The organism is Synechococcus sp. R50.1, assembly GCF_047462115.1.
Classification (GTDB): Bacteria; Cyanobacteriota; Cyanobacteriia; order Thermostichales; family Thermostichaceae; genus Thermostichus.
In genome coordinates this window covers 1-15,621 of sequence record NZ_JANSIN010000058.1, presented here as the reverse complement: position 1 = coordinate 15,621, position 15,621 = coordinate 1, and the positions used below count along the sequence as shown (strand labels likewise).

Genomic DNA, 15,621 nt, shown 5'->3' with positions numbered 1-15,621 from the left:
GTTGCGTAGCAAAATCGCAGTGGGAAGCAGTTTAAGTGTGGGCACTGTGGATGGGAAGGGGATGCGGACTGGAATGGGGCCAACATGATTGCCAAACTTGGGGCTGCTGTAAACCAGCCTAGAGGTCCGTGGTTGGCTTGCCAACTACAGGGCTACCGAAAGCCTGCACTCTTTCGCTTTAGCGGTGCGGAGCGCTCTGCGTCAGCATGAGTGCGGGTAGTTTACTAGAGGCGCTGGATGGCAACAGGAACTTGGGGAGTGGCAATGGTGCAAGTCGAGGTGTTGGCAGAACAGGCACAAAGCTGTGCCCGGCGGCTGGGGATCCCTCAGTTTGATCTCTACGGGGCTCAAGTGGATGAAACCAGCGTGCAGGTAGATCATGGGGAACCTCGCCAGGTCAAGGCTTCCCACCGCTGCAGCGTGACGGTGCGGGCCTGGAACGACCAAGGGCAGGTGGGAGTAACTTCCACCACCGATGTGGATGAGGCGGGGCTGGAACTGGCCCTGCAAACGGCCTTTGAAGCCAGCCATTTTGGCGTGCGGGAACATGCCCCTCAATTCAGCCCGGAAGCCACTCTGCCCATTGCCCAGCCTTGTAACGACAAAGGGCCGTTGGCTTTGGCCGGCGACTTGTTGGAACAGTTGGTGGCTGCCGAAAAGGCACTGCTGGGATCCCATCCCGCCATTCAGGGGGTGCCCTACAACGGCCTAGCGCAGCGGCAAATCAACCGCTTCTACCTCAACAGCCACCAAGCCCTACGACAAGAGGAGCATACCCTCGCTTCGGTTTTTCTCTACAGCAAGGCAGAGCAAGAGGGCCGCAAACCCCGCAGTGCCGGAGCCATGCGAGTGGCCCGCAGCCTGGATGAGTTGGATATCCAGGGTTGTGTGCAGGAAGCTGCTGAGAAACTGATTAGCCATCTGGAGTACGAGCGGATCCCCTCTGGAAAATACACAGTGGTCTTTTCCGGAGAAGCCTTTTTGAGTTTGTTGAGCGCCTTCTCCAATGTGTTCAATGCTCAAAACATTTTGGACAACCAAAGCCTGTCCACCCCAGAATCCCTGGGCAAGACCATTGCCTCGCCTCTTCTATCGGTGTGTGACGATGCCCTACACCCGACCAATGTGGGAGCGATCAGCTTTGATGGAGAAGGCACCCCCACCCGCCGTGTCCCCCTCATCACCAATGGGGTCTTGACCCACTTTTTGCACAGCGCCGGTACGGCTAAGCGCCTAGGAGCCAAGCCCACTGGCCATGCCAACATCGGCGCCAAGGTCACAGTTGCCGCCCACTACTACCATGTATTTGCCGGGGCACCGCCGGAGAGCACCTATGACTTGGCTACGGCTGAAAATGTAGTTTGGATTGATGAGCTGCAAGCGCTTCATGCCGGCGTTAAGCCCCTACAGGGATCCTTCTCGCTGCCGTTTCAGGGGTGGTGGGTACGCCAAGGAGAACGCATCAGCATCGAAGCGGCCACGGTGGCCGGAGACTTTCTGGAGTTGTTGAAGTCGATTTTCTACGTCGAGCCCGAGCCGCAAGTCACACCCGGTGGGCTGTGTCCCCGCATTTGGGTTGCCGATCTCTCCATTACCGGCCAATAACCTCACTTCAAACTCATGCAACTGACCCGCATCGACCTCAACAGTTGGCTCATCCACACCCGGGAGCAAACCTTCCTATTGGATCCGTGGCTGGTGGATCCCCTGGTGTTTCTGGGGATCCCCTGGTTCATCCGCCTGGAGCACCGCCAGCCGCTCCCTTTTACGCCGGAGACCTTGCCCAAAATCGACGGGATCCTCCTCAGCCAAGCCCAGCCGGATCACTGCCACCCACCAACGCTGCAGCGCCTGGATAAGCGGATCCCCGTTTTGGCCTCGCCGGCTGCAGCCAGAGTCGTGAAGAGTCTGGGATTTGCAACAGTTCAGGCTCTGGATCCCTGGCAGTCCGCTCAGTGGGGGGATCTGCGCGTCACGGCCATTCCCGGTGCGCCCCTAGGGCCTGTCCATGAGCTGGGCTATCTGCTGGAAGAGGTGCCCTCTCAGACACGGCTTTACTACGAGCCTCATCTTTCCCAACCGGATATCCGGCTGCGATTGCAGCAGGAATTGTGCCCCATTCATACTCTGCTGATCCCGGTGGTGGGGCAGATCTTTCCCCTCTTGGGAGAGGTGATCATGGGGCCAGAGCGGGCCCTGGAGGTGGTGGCAGCCCTACGCCCCCAGCAGGTGATCCCAACCGCGATGGGAGAGGTGGACTACCACGGCTGGTTTGCCGCCCAGATCCGCCCCTTGGGCAGCCTGCAGGAGTTTCGAGAAAAGCTGGCAGCCTTGAATGCCGCCACGTCCCAATCTATCCGGTTGTGTTGCCCTGCCCCCGGAGAAACGGTGTCTCTTTCTGTCGTGGCCAAGACATGAGCCTTCCTTCCCAAGCCCCGCCTAGCGCCGATCTGGTGGCCATCTTGCGGGCAGATTACGCTCGCTTTCCCCGGGATCAGACCTATGCGATCTACGACCCGCAGGTTTACTTCCGGGATCCCCTCAACGAGTTTCGCGGCTTGGATCGCTATCGCCGCATGATCGAGGGGATAGGGCGTTGGATAGAGGATATCCGTCTCGAGCTGCAGGATATTCGACAAACCGGCAGCCAGATCCGCACCGAGTGGATCCTAAGCGGTTCTTTGGCTTTGCCTTGGCGTCCCCGCCTGTGCATCCCCGGCTGGACAGAGATGCAGATCAATGAGACGGGGTTGATCGGATCCCATGTTGATTACTGGCGGTGCTCTCGCCGGCAAGTGTTGCTGCAAATGTTTCGGCCTGGGGAGCCCAAAGGATCTCATTGATGGCTTCCATCCTCTGCTAGGATCACAAAGCTGACTTTTTAGCTCTCTGGAAAGTCGCCCCTGTTCTCAATCTGGAGAGATGGCCGAGTGGTCGAAGGCGCAGCACTGGAAATGCTGTGTGGGGCAACTCACCGTGGGTTCGAATCCCACTCTCTCCGTAATCCGATGACGTCCACTGAAGTCCAGAAAGCTCTTACCCAGCAAGGCTTCTGGGCTTTTTAGTGTCCACGATAGACCGGGGAAACCCACTGTAATCCAGGCTAAAGTGGGACACAATAGGGGATATAACACAATAGGGGATATAACAGACGGGGTGGGACATGGCCCTGTCAGAGATGGCCATTCGGAATGCCAAACTCAAGGACAAGCCGTACCAGTTGCCGAATAGAGAAGCAAGGCCATCCTGCCTGCCGAAGTTTTTGCCGAACCAGCTGACTATAGACTAACGGCCAACCGTAGGACGATGCCGACAAGAGCTACGGTGGCAGCTCCAATCAAGGCAAAAGCCAGGTTAACCACTTGGGCGCTAGCCTTTTGATAGGTGTCAATTCGTTCTAGGATCACCCGGTTTTCTATCCCCTGCTCGGCCCAACGTCTCTCCTGCTCAGCCCAACGTCTTTCCTGCTCGGCCCAGCGCTTTGCTTGATCGGCTGCCAGGGCTTCTAGCCGCTCGTTGGTTCTGGAGACATCCTGCCGGAGTCCTTCCACATCCTGTCGGATCTCTTCCACATCTTGCCGGATCTCTTCAATAACACTCAACACATCCCTGAGGGTGGGTTCACCGGCGGGCATCATAGAGCTGCAACCTCACTGAACAGCAAACGGTCTGAGCTCGCTAGATCAACTCGCTCACCGGGAAGCGATCCAGCATTTTTTGGGCTTGACGGGCATTTTCCCGTAACTCCGCCGGCAGATGGGGAACATAAGGGATCTGAGAAAGCAAATCCAGCGTGCGGCGGATCAGGCGCACCAAGTCTCCGGCATCTAGGTTGGTGCTGGCTTCTAGGGTTTCCCAAGGGATCCCTTGAGCCCAATGTTCGACGATCCCGGCCAAGCTGGGCTCAAACCCAATCGGCACATGAAACACCTGGTGTTGGCGTTGGCTGCGGAACAGTTGCCGCCGTAAACCCCGTAACCCGTGCAGCACATCTTCCACCAGTCCTGAGGTGCGCAACCGGCTGTAGATGCCTGAACGGGGAGCCTCTGAGACCAAGGCAGCCACAACTCCGGCCAAATGATGAGGAGCACAGCCCTGGCACTCACCGGAGAGCAGAGCCAGCGCCAGCCAGAGCTCGTTATCCCCCCGCAGCGCAGCCACCACCTCTCCGCTATCGGTAGGTTGATATTCTTGCAGACAGTCGAAATCCTGCAACACCCCCACCAAGGCCATAAATTGTTGCCAGCGCAACTCCTGCACGGAATCGCTCTGCCGCTCCAGGTGCTCGAGGCGCTTGAGCAAGCGCTGTCGTTTTTCTCGCAAACCCAGCAACTTTTTCCCCACTTGGTGAGCGGGGTTCTCTCGGATTTGAGCTTCTAGGGTGCGAATTTTTTCCTCTTGGGCTTGGATGTGGGGAAAAGCCAACAGACGCAAGGTGGGATCCGGCTCGGCTTCCCGTTGTTTGAGCAAGTAGCGCAAAATGCGCCGTTCTTCCCGCCGTTGCGCCTGCATTTTCTCATAGCGGGCAATGTCTTCGTCGGAAACGTTTGCCAGGATGCGATCGATCTCTTGTAGCTCGGCCCGCGTGTGTTGGATTTCCTGTTGTGCGGGCAACTTTTGCAACGAGAGCAAATATTGTCCAAAGCTGCGGTTGATCAGATCCCGTGCTGCTTCCAAAGAGTGCTTTTGCAGCAGGTTCAGCACCATGCCATAGGTGGGGGTAAACTGGCTCACCAAGGGATCCGCTCCAGAGGTGGCCAGCCGCGCAGCTTCTTGGGCCCCCTCAAACGGGGATTGCACCGTCACCACATGGCCGATGATGTCCTTGCCCCGCCGTCCGGCTCGGCCCGACATTTGCATAAACTCAGAAGCGGTCAAGAGGCGGTGGCCCGTGTCGGTGCGCTTGGAAAGGGAAGAGATCACCGTGGTTCGCGCAGGCATGTTGATCCCGGCGGCCAAAGTCTCGGTGGCGAAGACCAGCTTCACCAATCCCTGCTGAAACAGATGCTCCACCAGCCCCTTCCAGGCAGGCAACATACCGGCATGGTGAGCGGCAATGCCCCGGTAAAGGGCATCCAACTGATCTCGGCGGACAGCTTCGGGCGTTTCTCGACAAAAGCGGTCGATCTGCTCAGCCAACTGCTGCCGCTCTTCCTCGCTGGCTATCAGGTCCAGATCCCTTACGCTGGCCACGGCCATGTCGCAGCCTTTGCGACTGAAGATGAAATAGATGGCCGGCAGCATGTCCCGCTGGCGCAAGTTTTCCAACACCTGCGCTATGTCCGGCACTCCTGCCCAGGAGGGCTCGTGGGAGTTGGGCCGTTTGCTTTTCAAGCGGCGGTTGCGAACCCACTGCCCCGACTCCGTTTGTTCCAGCAGCGGAAATAGCCCTTTGTGATTGGCAAAGTGAAATTGCAGCGGTACAGGTCGATGGTTGGAGTCGATCAGATGGGTGGGGCCATGCACCTGGTTCATCCAATCGGTGAGCTGGTCGCTGTTGGCCAAGGTGGCAGAAAGGGCAATGAGCTGGATCGTGGGGGGGCAGTAGATGATCGCTTCTTCCCAGACGGTGCCCCGCTGCTGGTCGTTCATGTAATGGCATTCGTCCAAGATCACCGCCTGCACATCCCGCAAGGGATCCACCTCGCCCTCTGAGAATTCTGTGCCGTCATCGCGTTCGCCGTAGGCATACCTTTGCACTGCCAAGGATATCGGTGTGCCGTAGAGCATGTTGCGGAAGATCTCGGTGGTCATCACCAAGACCGGTGCATCCCGGTTGATGGAAATGTCGCCGGTGAGCAGGCCAACCCGTTCCGGGCCAAATTGCTGGCCAAAATCCCGGAACTTTTGGTTGGAGAGGGCCTTTAGGGGCGTTGTATAGAAAACCCGCTTGCCCTGGGATAAGGCTCGATAGATCGCATATTCTCCAATCAGGGTCTTGCCGGATCCCGTGGGAGCACAAACCACCACCGATTCCCCAGCAGCCAGAACCTGAATGGCTCGGATCTGAAAGTCGTCCAGCTCAAAGGGGAAAAGCTGCCGCAACTCGTCCAGCAAATCGGTTGCCGGGGAGAGAAGCGCACTCATGGGATCCAAATCAACATTGGGAAACCTGGAAACCCGCCCAACTCACCGCTGTCTGTGCGTTGTACCTTCTAGGATACAAGCTTTCTTGGGGTGTCGACCGCTCCCCTGCAAAAAACGCCGGCTACTCCGCTTTGGATGGCCCACTGAGCCCGAGAACAGCAGCTTGGGTAATTTTGTAAAGTGGGTCATGGAGCGCGCCATCGCGACGGAGTCCTCGACAATTGGGCAAAGTCTGCAGGATCAGGAGTGCTCAAACAGAATCTTCTCAATCTCTATTGAATCTATCTGAACCTATGTCTGTTTCCCCCCAACTGGCCCAACTGGCCACCTGGATGGCAGGGCACTTCAACAACCTGCAGCAGGCGCTCGCAGAGCCCGTCTGGTTTGCCAACATTCATGTGTACCAATGTCCCTTGCCTTGGTCGGTGTTCCAGGGGGTGGGGTTTTACGTGGAGCAACTGTACGACATTTATCCTGAGCAGCCCTACCGGCAGCGGGTGATCCACCTCTTCGATACTCCAGATGGGATCCGGATTCAAAACTATGCTTTGACGGCTCCTGACTCCTACAGGTGCGCCGGTCGAGAGTTGTTGCTATGCAACGCTTACGCGAAGGGGAAATTGGCCGGTCTGACAGCAGCGGAGCTGGAACTCTTGCCCGGCTGTATCACCCAGGTAGAATGGACGGGATCTTGCTATCGGGGCCGCAGCCTACCCGGCAAAGGCTGTGTTGTTGAACGCAAAGGCAGAACCACCTATTTGTACAGCGAGTTTGAGATCGGAGCCGACTACTTTCACAGCTTGGATCAAGGTCGGGATCCGGAGACCGATCAAGTGATCTGGGGATCCCTATCCGGGCCTTTTCGGTTTGTCAAAAAACAGGATTTTTCCCAGTACCTACCCCGGTGGGCTGAAGTGCTGAACCATGAGGCTGCTGGAGCGACTGGTTGAGCGGCTGTGGGCGCTGGGGATCCCGTTCGCGTCGTCAGGACGGACTTCCCGGCGAGAGTTGGTCTGGCTAACCCTGCGGTTGGCCTGGGAAAACGCGATGCGCTACCGGCTGTTTGGCCTGGCCTCTGAAATGGCCTATAGCTCGGTGTTGGCGCTGTTCCCCTTCATCCTCACGCTCCTGACCGGGGTTGGGCTGTTTGTCGGCTCCTCTGAGCAAGCCTTCGAGCGCTTGATGGAGCAGTTGAGCCAAATTGCTCCCCATGAGGCTCTGGCGCTTTTGGATCGGTATGTGCGCGAGCTCCGCTTCGGGCAGAATCGGGGGTTGTTGTCGCTCGGCTTCTTGGGCACCCTGTGGGCTGCTTCTGGAGCCATGGGGGCGGTGATGACAGCTTTGGATCTCAGCCATGAGATCCCTCAAGATAGGCGCCGTCCCTTCTGGAGACGCAAGCTGATCTCGCTGGTTTGGATGCTCGCCACCTTGGGGTTGACCGGACTGGCCAGCTTGATCTTTTTGTTCAGTGCCAGCTTTTTGCGCTTCTTGTACAGGAAAGCGGGATTCTTAGCGCAGGAAGTTGGCGGGCCGACTCAGTTGGATCCCTTGCGAGAGCTGGGGTTGAACTTGTGGGGGATCCTCACCTGGCCGATTTCGCTGGGGTTGGTCGTCTTCTCCTGCTGGGTGCTGTATCGATTTGGCCCCAGCTTGCGCCGACCCCAAATGCCGATTTGGCCGGGAGCCATCGTGGCCAGCCTACTGTGGGTTGGGGTGTCTTGGGGGCTGCGGATTTACGTGGAGCACTTTGGGCAGTTCAACCAAGTCTACGGGGCGGTGGGGGCAGTTATTGTGCTGCTGCTCTGGGTTTGGCTCACTTCCTTGGCGCTGCTGTTTGGGGATCAGATCAACATCGCCCTCTACCAGGCGCAAAAATGGATTGAAGAACGGGATCCCTAGCCCTTACTCCAAATCCGAGTCATGGATGCAGACGGAAATTCTCTCACCCACTCCTGAGCACATTGCCGTAGCGGCGGCAGCCTTGCTGCGGGGCCAGTTGGTGGCCATCCCCACGGAGACGGTTTACGGCCTGGCGGGCCATGGCTTGGATGAGCAGGCAGTGGCGAACATTTTTGCCGCCAAGGAGCGCCCCCGCTTCGATCCCCTGATCCTGCATCTGCCGGCTGGGGTGACCCTAGAGCAGCTGCAGGGGTGGCTGGTGGATGTGTCGGCTTTTACTCCCACCGCCCGTGCTCTGCTGGGATCCCTGATCGACACCTTCTGGCCGGGGCCCCTGACTTTGGTGCTGCCCAAGTGTCCCACCGTGCCGGATCTGGTGAGCAGCGGGTTGCCTACTGTTGCCCTGCGGGTGCCTGCTCACCCGGTGGCTCAAGCTTTGTTGCAGGCGGTGCAAACCCCTCTGGCTGCCCCCAGTGCCAATCGCTTTGGCCGCATCAGCCCCACCTCAGCCCAGGCCGTCTATGCAGAGTTGGGAGGGCGGATCCCTTACATCTTGGACGGGGGAGAGTGTGCCGTGGGCCTAGAATCCACCGTGCTGAAGCTCAGCCCCGAGGGGATCCCGACGCTGCTGCGCCCAGGAGGGATCTCGCTGGAAGCCCTAGAAGCTCACCTGAAACTGCCCATCCGGGCCTCTGAGGACGGCAAAACGGGCCCGCCGGAAGCGCCAGGACGGCTGAGCAGCCACTACGCTCCCAGTAAGCCCCTCTGGCTTTTGCCCACCCCTTTTGCCCAGCTTCAGCCCGGCGATTGGCAACAGGTGCGGCATCTGGCGACCGGTCATTCTCACCTAGGCATCCTCAGCTTTGCCGCGGATTCCCAGGCTCTGCTGAACACCCTCTCCTGCCATTGGCCGGGGATCACGTTCAGTTTGGAGTGTTTGGGTTCGGATCTCAAGGCAGCCGCCCGCGCCCTCTTTGCCAGCTTGCGCCGCCTGGATGAGGGAGATGCCACACTCCTGTTGGCAGAACCCCCGCCCATCTTGACGGGGTTGGGCTATGCGATGATGGATCGGCTACGCCGGGCCAGCAGCCTATGGAACCTTCCCCCCTCGTTGCCATCGTAATGGGCAGCGATTCCGATCTGCCCACCCTTGCACCCGCCGCCCAGGTGTGCGAAGCATTCGGGATCCCTTACCAGATGCAGATCCTCAGCGCCCACCGCACCCCCGAGGCCATGGTAGAGTTTGCCCGCCGCGCCCATACCCAAGGGATCCGCGTCATTATTGCCGGGGCAGGGGGAGCAGCCCATTTGCCGGGGATGGTGGCGTCCCTCACCCCTCTGCCGGTGATCGGGGTGCCGGTGCTCAGCCCATCCCTGCAGGGGATCGACTCCTTATACTCGATTGTGCAAATGCCCAAAGGGATCCCGGTGGCCACGGTGGCCATTGGCAACGGCTACAATGCGGGTCTGCTGGCGGTGCAGATCCTGGCCAGTGGAGATCCCGACCTGCTCCGGCGAGTGATCGCCTATCGGGAAAGCCTAAAACAGGCGGTGCAGGAGAAAAACGATCAGTTGCAAGCCCAAGGGTGGAAAGCCTATCTCGACTCCACCGGCAAAGCATAAGAGCATAATTTAGAGAACGTTGACCTATCTTGCCGCCTTGCAAAGGGCCAGATAGGGCCGAGTTTTGGGAGTTGCCATCGGTGAAACATCAATCGGGTCGCCCTTCTTCCGGCCAGGGATCCTGGTCAGAGTATCTGCAGCGGGTGGGGCGTGGGGCAGTGGAGACGGGATCCCAAGTTGCTCTGTGGATCCTAGCAGGGCCGCAATGGCGGGTTCTGGCCCTGTCGGGCTTGGCATTGGCGGGGCTGGCCTTCTGGAACGGGCGGCTGGCTCTTTCTTTGGGGGTGGGTACCTTGGTGATGTTGGGGCTACAGGGGATGCGCAGCCCTGAGTTCAACCGCCGCTGGCGGGAGTGGCGAGCTTGGTTTCGTCAGGCGGATCGCTCGCTTTTGCTGGCAATTGGTTCGGGAGCAGCCGCCACCTTCGGCACCTACACCCTTGTCTCCATCTGGGCGGAATCCAACCAGCGTTGGCTGGCCACCGGCGCCATTTTACAGGGATTGGCCACCCTAGCCTTGTTGTCGCTGCTGTTTGGGGAGTGGCTCAGCCGCCGACAAGAGCGGCAACGGTCTCAATTGGAGCGCGATCTCAGCGACGTTGCCTCTCCCGATCCCTTCAGACGGCTGGCGGGCGTTCGCCGCTTGCAGAGCTTAATGTCCCACTTGGATCCCGAGCAAACCCGGCTGGCGGTGGATTATCTGCGGTTGGCCCTCGACCAAGAAACGGTAGCCGTCGTGCGGGAAGCCCTGCTGGAAGCCCTACAGGGATGGGGGATCCTGCGCCGCCTCAACGATTTGACCGATCTCAAGCACCCCAGCAGGGATCCCTCTTCAAACTAATGTCACTCCCAACTTTCGGGCCTTAGAACCCAGATAATGCAACGGTTTGAAAGGCGTGTCTACGTTGGACGCGCTTTCCCCTCAGGGGACAGGGATCCTGCTGTTTGGGATAGAGCACCTTGTTTGCAGAGGTCATGCACAGGGTAGCTGCCGAAGAGCTTCAAGGTTTCAGCAATTGATTCCAGCGCCGCAATCACCTCGGCATCCAGATAGGGCTGGCCAACAGGATTCTCCAGATCGACAAAAAAGACATACGTCCCTGCCGATTTTTTGGTGGGGCGCGACTCAATGCGAGACATATTCAGGCCTCGCTCCGCAAACACTTGCAGAGGTTTCAGCAGCGCTCCCGGCACGTTGTGGGGGAGGCTGAAGGCTAAGGAAGTATGGGATCCCCCCGGAGAAGCAGGATCGGCAGAGGTTTCACCCTGTTGACCGGAACGCGAGAGCGGCGCACGGCCAATAACCCAAAAGCGAGTGCAATTGTCGGGGTGATCGTTGATCGGGCAGGCCAAGACCGGCAGTTGGTAGAGGGTGGCAGCTCGTTCTGAGGCGATGACGGCGGCGCTGGGCTGCTCCTGCAGGCGATCCAATTCTTCGGTGGTCGAGCGGGTTGGGATCAAAGTGGCCTGGGGCAGATGGGATCTCAGCCAAGCCTGACATTGGGCCAAAGCTTGCGGGTGGGAGTAGACCTGCTCAATTTGCTCCAACCGCGAGGCACGTCCGATGAGGGCATGGCGAATGGGCAGGATCAGCGCCTGCCGGATCCCTAGCCCCTCCAGTTGCCAGAGGGCGTCTAAGGTCATCGAGACCCCCCCCTCCACCGAGTTTTCCACCGGCACCACCGCCCATTGTTGCTGGCCGGCAGCTACCGCCTCTAGACAGGCGCTGATCGTTGGATAAGGCACTAAGGGGTGGGATCCCTGGCTGTGCAGGTGAGGCTGCTCAGGGCAGGCCAGCAAAGCTGCCAACTCTGTGTAGGTTCCAGCAGGGCCAAGAAAGGCCACCGGCGAAGGGGAAACGTTCGCGCCAGCGGAGCGCAGCTCCATCAGAGCCATTCCTTCAATTGTCGCTAGGGGCCAGTTCTAACTCTATCGTCTCGGCGTCGCGCAGCAGCAAAGGACATTCAGGCTCCGGGCAACGGGGATTGGCCGCCACCTTGTCCATGGCCTTCACCACCTCCAACCGGATCAGCCTCTGCAACTCCTGATCCGCTTGAATGGCTTCTAAAGTTCGGAGAGAGCCGTGAAAACTGGTGGCGTATCGAGGCTGGAGGTTGTTCAAAGCCAGGGCGGCAGCATCGTTACAGAATTTCTCGCAGAAGCAGTAGCGCTGTTGACTCTCCATCAGCAGGATTTCATTGACCATCTCCAGAACAGCCCGTTCCATTTGATTTTCCAGGCTCTTCAGAGGCTTATGTTGCTCCGCCATCGCTACCTCCCAATGGGAACCGAATCCGCCGCCAAGTCACTGTTTTCAGTGATCAGGAGTGCCCTCGATTACCTTCGATGCTGCTCTACTCTCTGTTGACACGTCAAGTCAAGCCCTCTGCTGCCGACGCGAACAGCCTCTGGCCCGCTCCTATCCGTGCTTGAGGCAATCCAATCTGTCGTGTCAGGCATCATCAAAACCCAGAGAATTAACCAACACTCTTGGCAGACGGGCAGAAAGTCCACACAGCAACTCATAGGAAATAGTACCCAACTGATCGGCCCAATCCTGCACAGATAAACCCGCATTTGCCAGATTGGGGCCCAGCAGCTCCACCACATCCCCCACCTGGATATCCGGCCTCTCGGTTACATCCCACATACATTGATCCATCGTGATTGTGCCCACCTGTTGGATCAAGCCGCCGCGCACCCATCCTCGCAGCCAGCCGGAAAGCCGCCGTGGGATCCCATCCGCATAGCCGATGGCCAGAGTGGCAATGCGACTGGGGCGAGAGGTGATGTAGCGATGCCCATAGCTCACGCCAGTTTGAGCAGGCACAGTTTGGATGTGGGTCAGCCGCGCCTTGAGTCGCAGAATCGGCTGCAGACCCGGCAGTTGCAAGTGGGGGGCAGGCGACAAGCCATAGAGGGCCAGTCCCAGGCGCACACGGGAGTAGTGGAGATGGGCCAGAGCGGCGGCTGAGTTGTCCAGATGCAGCGCCGGCAAGGGATCCCCGGCTTGGCGGATCTGTTCCACCACCTGGGCAAAGCGGGCGTGCTGCTGTTCCATGACCGGAGAATGGGGCTCGTCCGCCGTCGCCAAATGGGAAAACAAGCTACAGCCTTCCAGCTCCGGGATCCGACAAATCTGCCCCCACACGGCTGCAGCTTCCTTCCAGGGGATCCCCAAACGGGTCATACCCGTATCCACGTTGACATGCACCGGGATGGGTCGCCCGGCCCAACGGGCTACCTGGCGCATCAGCGGGATTTGCTCTGCACAGGTGAGGCTGACCTCCAACCGGGCTGCCATGGCCTGCTGTAGTTCTGCCCAGGTATTCAAAGCTCCCAACACCAGAATCGGAGCCTGCAGCCCCGTTTGCCGCAACTCGATCCCTTCGGCCAGGGTGGCCACACACAGCCCCTTGGCCCCAGCCGCAACAGCCACGGGAGCCACCAACTGCGCCCCATGCCCGTAAGCATTGGCCTTCACCACCGCCCAGATCTCGACGTTTGAGCCTAGGCGCCTCTGCAACAGCCGCAGGTTTTCTCGCAGCTGGGCTGCGTCAATTTCCACCCAAGCCCGACTGGTCAACAGCTCCAGGTCGATGGCCCAATCCAGCTCCGCCAAGGAATTGGCCTTCTGGGATCCCTCTCTCCAAGTATTGCCCTGCACTCCCAGAGCAGCTGCTCTCAAAGTGCCCTGCGCCGCCGGCGCGACCGGTTCTCGATTCACCGTTCACCCCCCACACCCAAAACCCGTCCTGATTAGATTTAGGTTTAGCGCAAAGTCCACTCCGGCGCCATCCACAGCAACGGCACGTCTGGGATCCCAACAGCCTCGTTGCTCTCCAACAGCCGGCCCAGCCAAGCGGCTTGCCTTTGCGAGGACAGTCCTTGGCTTAACAGGCGTCGCAGTACTCGTTGGAAGCCCTCTCCCTCACCCGCCGGCGACAAAGAGGGATCCCCGGTCATGCGCCGCAGATCCTCCACCGCCTCCGTGTACCCCCCCAAAGCATCCACCAAGCCCACCTCCACAGCTTGCGCCCCGGTGAAGATGCGTCCATCGGCCAATTGTCGCACCCGGTCTTCATCCAAGCTCTGCCGCCGCGCGATCATCTCTGCTTCCAGCACCTCATCTGCCTTTTCTGGCAAGTGCTGGCGTCCTTGGGCCACATCGCGAATGAACTGCTCGAGGGTATCCTCCACCAAGTTTTGCAGAAGGCGCTGCTCTTGAGGAGTGGCACTGCGGAAAGGAGAGAGAAGGTCTTTGTACTCGCCGGTTTTGAAGGTCTGCGGCTCTATGCCGTAGTTCTCCAGCAACTTACCAAAGCTGAGGCCGCTGATGATAACCCCTATGCTGCCGGTCAGGGTGCCAGGGTTGGCATAGATTTTGTCGGCAGCGCTGGCCACGTAGTACCCCCCACTGGCAGCAATGTTTTCTAGGATAGCGATCACCGGCTTGTCCGCCTCGTGCAGAGCAGTTACGGCACGGTAGAGTTCCTGGCTGGATCCCACAGCTCCGCCGGGACTGTTGATGCGCAGCAATACAGCCTTGACAGAGGGATCCCGTGCTGCCTCCCGCAACTGTTCCACAGGAGAAGTGGGCAGGCCTACCAAAGTCGAACCCCCTGGGCCGCCTATCGTTCCTTCCAGGGTGACCACCTCGATGCGCTCCGCCCCCCGTGCAGCCTCTAGGCCAACCCCGCCTCGGGTAGGCTCTGGGGCAGGGCGCGTGCCCCCGACAATGGCCGCAATAAGGCAGGCGACCAGCAAAGAAGCCGCCAAAATGCGGTTAAGCTGAGTTTCTTGTGTCACAGGCCCCTCAATTGCCACTGACTCCGTTCTACCACCCCGCGGGCTTCTCGCAACGTCTGACACCAAAAGGCTGAGAACCAAGCAAACTCCTCATCTCGGTTGAGCCATCCAAGCTATTGACAAGGATCCTCCACTTATTTACGATCAGGTTCCAGCGTTTTTTACCGCTGAGGCATCTTCTGCAGGTTGCCAGTGTAAGCTGGAGTAGAGGGTAGGATCCTTGAGCGGGATTCTGGCTCGAAGCCAAGTGATTGGGGCTTTAGCTCAGTTGGTAGAGCACTTCAATGGCATTGAAGGGGTCAGCGGTTCAAGTCCGCTAAGCTCCATCCCCAGAGGGCCGATAGCAGTCGTGGCTTCTATTACCATCTATTTCTACTGCTTGCGCTAGCGGGCCGGAGGCCTTAGCAGGAAGCAAGCGGTTGTTTGTTTCACCTTGACGGTGAGATAAGTGACTATGCGTTGCGAAACGGTTCAGCAACATCTCCCCAAGCCCAGACAGTCCTATCCAGCAAGGCTTCTGGGCTTCTTAAGTGTCCACAAAGGCTCGGCAAAATCTACCCCCAACTCCTCTCCTGTAAGGCGGCCTTCCCTCACCTCCGGCTTCTCTCCCTCTGGGAGAGGGGAGTTAGGGATCGACGCAGCAAGCCGTTTCATTGCTGTTTGAAATAATGAAAGTATTCTGCTTGGGAGCAAACCTTAGGCAGCAAGGGATCCTCCGCTGTTTTCACCCTTTCCACGGAGAGGATCCTGACCTATCTCAGGGGCTTCCACCAGGCGATTTCCCAACTCACGCTTGCCCCTCTCCCTGACGGCGGATTAAGAAGCGGATTTCCTGAAGGAGAACCTCAAAGCGTTGATCCGATTCAGCCTGCCGCTGCCTCAATTCTCTCAGCTCCTGCCGCAATTCTCGCACTTCCTGCCTTAACTCCAGGACGACTTCGGCGAGACGCCCTGAAAGGGTCTGCAAGGCAAGCTGAGCATCGGTAACCTTGGCAACTGTATCAGCCACCTTGGTCACAGCTTCGGCCAACTGGACAAATCGCGTCTCAATCTCCTCATTGGTCATGGCCGGGTGTGTCTTGCTTGGCTAATGATCAGCTCATTCTACCCTGCACGGTATGGAGTGTCACTGATACATTCACGCTGAACTCTCCTGAACATGGTTCAGGAAAGAAGCGATCGCATCCTGCCTATCTCTGTTCGCG

The 15,621-nt window shown here is 58.8% G+C and carries 15 protein-coding genes, 2 tRNA genes and 1 pseudogene; 11 read left to right on the top strand and 7 right to left on the bottom strand.

What is annotated here, in order from left to right; translation table 11 throughout:
• Positions 1–15: 15 nt before the first annotated feature.
• The 5 genes and pseudogenes from NW870_RS11715 to NW870_RS11695 all read left to right on the top strand — a co-directional run.
• Positions 16–210: pseudogene (locus NW870_RS11715) on the top strand (RNA-guided endonuclease TnpB family protein); the annotation flags it as partial.
• Between the two features lie 54 nt (positions 211–264).
• Positions 265–1,605 (top strand): TldD/PmbA family protein, encoded by a 1,341-nt coding sequence (locus tag NW870_RS11710; protein ID WP_414351413.1) that lies wholly within the window; start codon positions 265–267, stop codon positions 1,603–1,605.
• A gap of 15 nt (positions 1,606–1,620) precedes the next feature.
• Entirely contained in the window at positions 1,621–2,418 is a 798-nt protein-coding gene (locus tag NW870_RS11705; RefSeq protein ID WP_414375408.1) for an MBL fold metallo-hydrolase, read from the top strand.
• A complete protein-coding gene (locus NW870_RS11700) occupies positions 2,415–2,843 on the top strand; it encodes a DUF2358 domain-containing protein (protein WP_414375407.1) in 429 nt (142 codons plus the stop codon). The genes NW870_RS11705 and NW870_RS11700 overlap by 4 nt, the downstream gene beginning before the upstream one ends.
• Before the next feature lie 73 nt (positions 2,844–2,916).
• Positions 2,917–3,001 (top strand) — tRNA-Ser (locus tag NW870_RS11695).
• Positions 3,002–3,278: 277 nt separating this feature from the next.
• Here the strand turns inward: NW870_RS11695 and NW870_RS11690 are convergent.
• Together NW870_RS11690 and NW870_RS11685 are read right to left on the bottom strand one after the other, a co-directional pair.
• Positions 3,279–3,638: a hypothetical protein gene (locus NW870_RS11690; protein ID WP_414331067.1), complete on the bottom strand. Its 360-nt coding sequence runs from the start codon at positions 3,636–3,638 to the stop codon at positions 3,279–3,281.
• 40 nt (positions 3,639–3,678) lie between these two features.
• A complete protein-coding gene (locus tag NW870_RS11685; protein WP_414375405.1) occupies positions 3,679–6,087 on the bottom strand; it encodes a DEAD/DEAH box helicase in 2,409 nt (802 codons plus the stop codon).
• A 293-nt stretch (positions 6,088–6,380) separates the two neighbouring features.
• Here NW870_RS11685 and NW870_RS11680 point away from each other — a divergent pair, with 293 nt between their 5' ends.
• From NW870_RS11680 to NW870_RS11660, 5 genes are all read left to right on the top strand, one after another.
• Entirely contained in the window at positions 6,381–7,037 is a 657-nt protein-coding gene (locus NW870_RS11680) for a chromophore lyase CpcT/CpeT (protein WP_414358122.1), read from the top strand.
• Entirely contained in the window at positions 7,012–7,986 is a 975-nt protein-coding gene (locus NW870_RS11675; RefSeq protein WP_414358125.1) for a YihY/virulence factor BrkB family protein, read from the top strand. The genes NW870_RS11680 and NW870_RS11675 overlap by 26 nt, the downstream gene beginning before the upstream one ends.
• A 25-nt stretch (positions 7,987–8,011) precedes the next feature.
• Positions 8,012–9,109 (top strand): L-threonylcarbamoyladenylate synthase, encoded by a 1,098-nt coding sequence (locus NW870_RS11670; protein WP_414358127.1) that lies wholly within the window; start codon positions 8,012–8,014, stop codon positions 9,107–9,109.
• Complete coding sequence (purE, locus tag NW870_RS11665) at positions 9,079–9,609, top strand: 5-(carboxyamino)imidazole ribonucleotide mutase (protein ID WP_414358129.1); 531 nt, start codon at positions 9,079–9,081, stop codon at positions 9,607–9,609. Before NW870_RS11670 ends, purE begins: the two co-directional genes overlap by 31 nt.
• An 80-nt stretch (positions 9,610–9,689) precedes the next feature.
• On the top strand, positions 9,690–10,448 hold the full coding sequence (locus tag NW870_RS11660) for a hypothetical protein (RefSeq protein WP_414375404.1): 759 nt from the start codon (positions 9,690–9,692) through the stop codon (positions 10,446–10,448).
• 59 nt (positions 10,449–10,507) lie between these two features.
• Here NW870_RS11660 and pheA read toward each other — a convergent pair whose 3' ends face one another.
• From pheA to sppA, 4 genes are all read right to left on the bottom strand, one after another.
• Positions 10,508–11,494 (bottom strand): prephenate dehydratase, encoded by a 987-nt coding sequence (pheA, locus tag NW870_RS11655; RefSeq protein ID WP_414375402.1) that lies wholly within the window; start codon positions 11,492–11,494, stop codon positions 10,508–10,510.
• 13 nt (positions 11,495–11,507) lie between these two features.
• Positions 11,508–11,876, bottom strand: a complete 369-nt coding sequence (locus tag NW870_RS11650) for a late competence development ComFB family protein (RefSeq protein WP_414330167.1) — start codon at positions 11,874–11,876, stop codon at positions 11,508–11,510.
• A gap of 183 nt (positions 11,877–12,059) precedes the next feature.
• A complete protein-coding gene (alr, locus tag NW870_RS11645) occupies positions 12,060–13,334 on the bottom strand; it encodes an alanine racemase (RefSeq protein WP_414375400.1) in 1,275 nt (424 codons plus the stop codon).
• Between the two features lie 44 nt (positions 13,335–13,378).
• Positions 13,379–14,416: a signal peptide peptidase SppA gene (gene sppA, locus NW870_RS11640; protein ID WP_414375399.1), complete on the bottom strand. Its 1,038-nt coding sequence runs from the start codon at positions 14,414–14,416 to the stop codon at positions 13,379–13,381.
• Between the two features lie 253 nt (positions 14,417–14,669).
• Here sppA and NW870_RS11635 point away from each other — a divergent pair.
• Positions 14,670–14,742, top strand: a tRNA-Ala gene (locus tag NW870_RS11635).
• A 461-nt stretch (positions 14,743–15,203) separates the two neighbouring features.
• Here the strand turns inward: NW870_RS11635 and NW870_RS11630 are convergent.
• On the bottom strand, positions 15,204–15,482 hold the full coding sequence (locus tag NW870_RS11630; protein WP_414375398.1) for a hypothetical protein: 279 nt from the start codon (positions 15,480–15,482) through the stop codon (positions 15,204–15,206).
• Between the last annotated feature and the right edge of the window lie 139 nt (positions 15,483–15,621).

What these genes read in the sequence shown, in the direction of transcription:
- NW870_RS11710 (WP_414351413.1), top strand. Translation starts at nt 265, where the DNA reads ATGGTGCAAGTCGAGGTGTTGGCAGAACAGGCACAAAGCTGTGCCCGG.
- NW870_RS11705 (WP_414375408.1), top strand. Translation starts at nt 1,621, where the DNA reads ATGCAACTGACCCGCATCGACCTCAACAGTTGGCTCATCCACACCCGG.
- NW870_RS11700 (WP_414375407.1), top strand. Translation starts at nt 2,415, where the DNA reads ATGAGCCTTCCTTCCCAAGCCCCGCCTAGCGCCGATCTGGTGGCCATC.
- NW870_RS11690 (WP_414331067.1), bottom strand. Translation starts at nt 3,638, where the DNA reads ATGATGCCCGCCGGTGAACCCACCCTCAGGGATGTGTTGAGTGTTATT.
- NW870_RS11685 (WP_414375405.1), bottom strand. Translation starts at nt 6,087, where the DNA reads ATGAGTGCGCTTCTCTCCCCGGCAACCGATTTGCTGGACGAGTTGCGG.
- NW870_RS11680 (WP_414358122.1), top strand. Translation starts at nt 6,381, where the DNA reads ATGTCTGTTTCCCCCCAACTGGCCCAACTGGCCACCTGGATGGCAGGG.
- NW870_RS11675 (WP_414358125.1), top strand. Translation starts at nt 7,012, where the DNA reads ATGAGGCTGCTGGAGCGACTGGTTGAGCGGCTGTGGGCGCTGGGGATC.
- NW870_RS11670 (WP_414358127.1), top strand. Translation starts at nt 8,012, where the DNA reads ATGCAGACGGAAATTCTCTCACCCACTCCTGAGCACATTGCCGTAGCG.
- purE (WP_414358129.1), top strand. Translation starts at nt 9,079, where the DNA reads ATGGAACCTTCCCCCCTCGTTGCCATCGTAATGGGCAGCGATTCCGAT.
- pheA (WP_414375402.1), bottom strand. Translation starts at nt 11,494, where the DNA reads ATGGAGCTGCGCTCCGCTGGCGCGAACGTTTCCCCTTCGCCGGTGGCC.
- NW870_RS11650 (WP_414330167.1), bottom strand. Translation starts at nt 11,876, where the DNA reads ATGGCGGAGCAACATAAGCCTCTGAAGAGCCTGGAAAATCAAATGGAA.
- NW870_RS11630 (WP_414375398.1), bottom strand. Translation starts at nt 15,482, where the DNA reads ATGACCAATGAGGAGATTGAGACGCGATTTGTCCAGTTGGCCGAAGCT.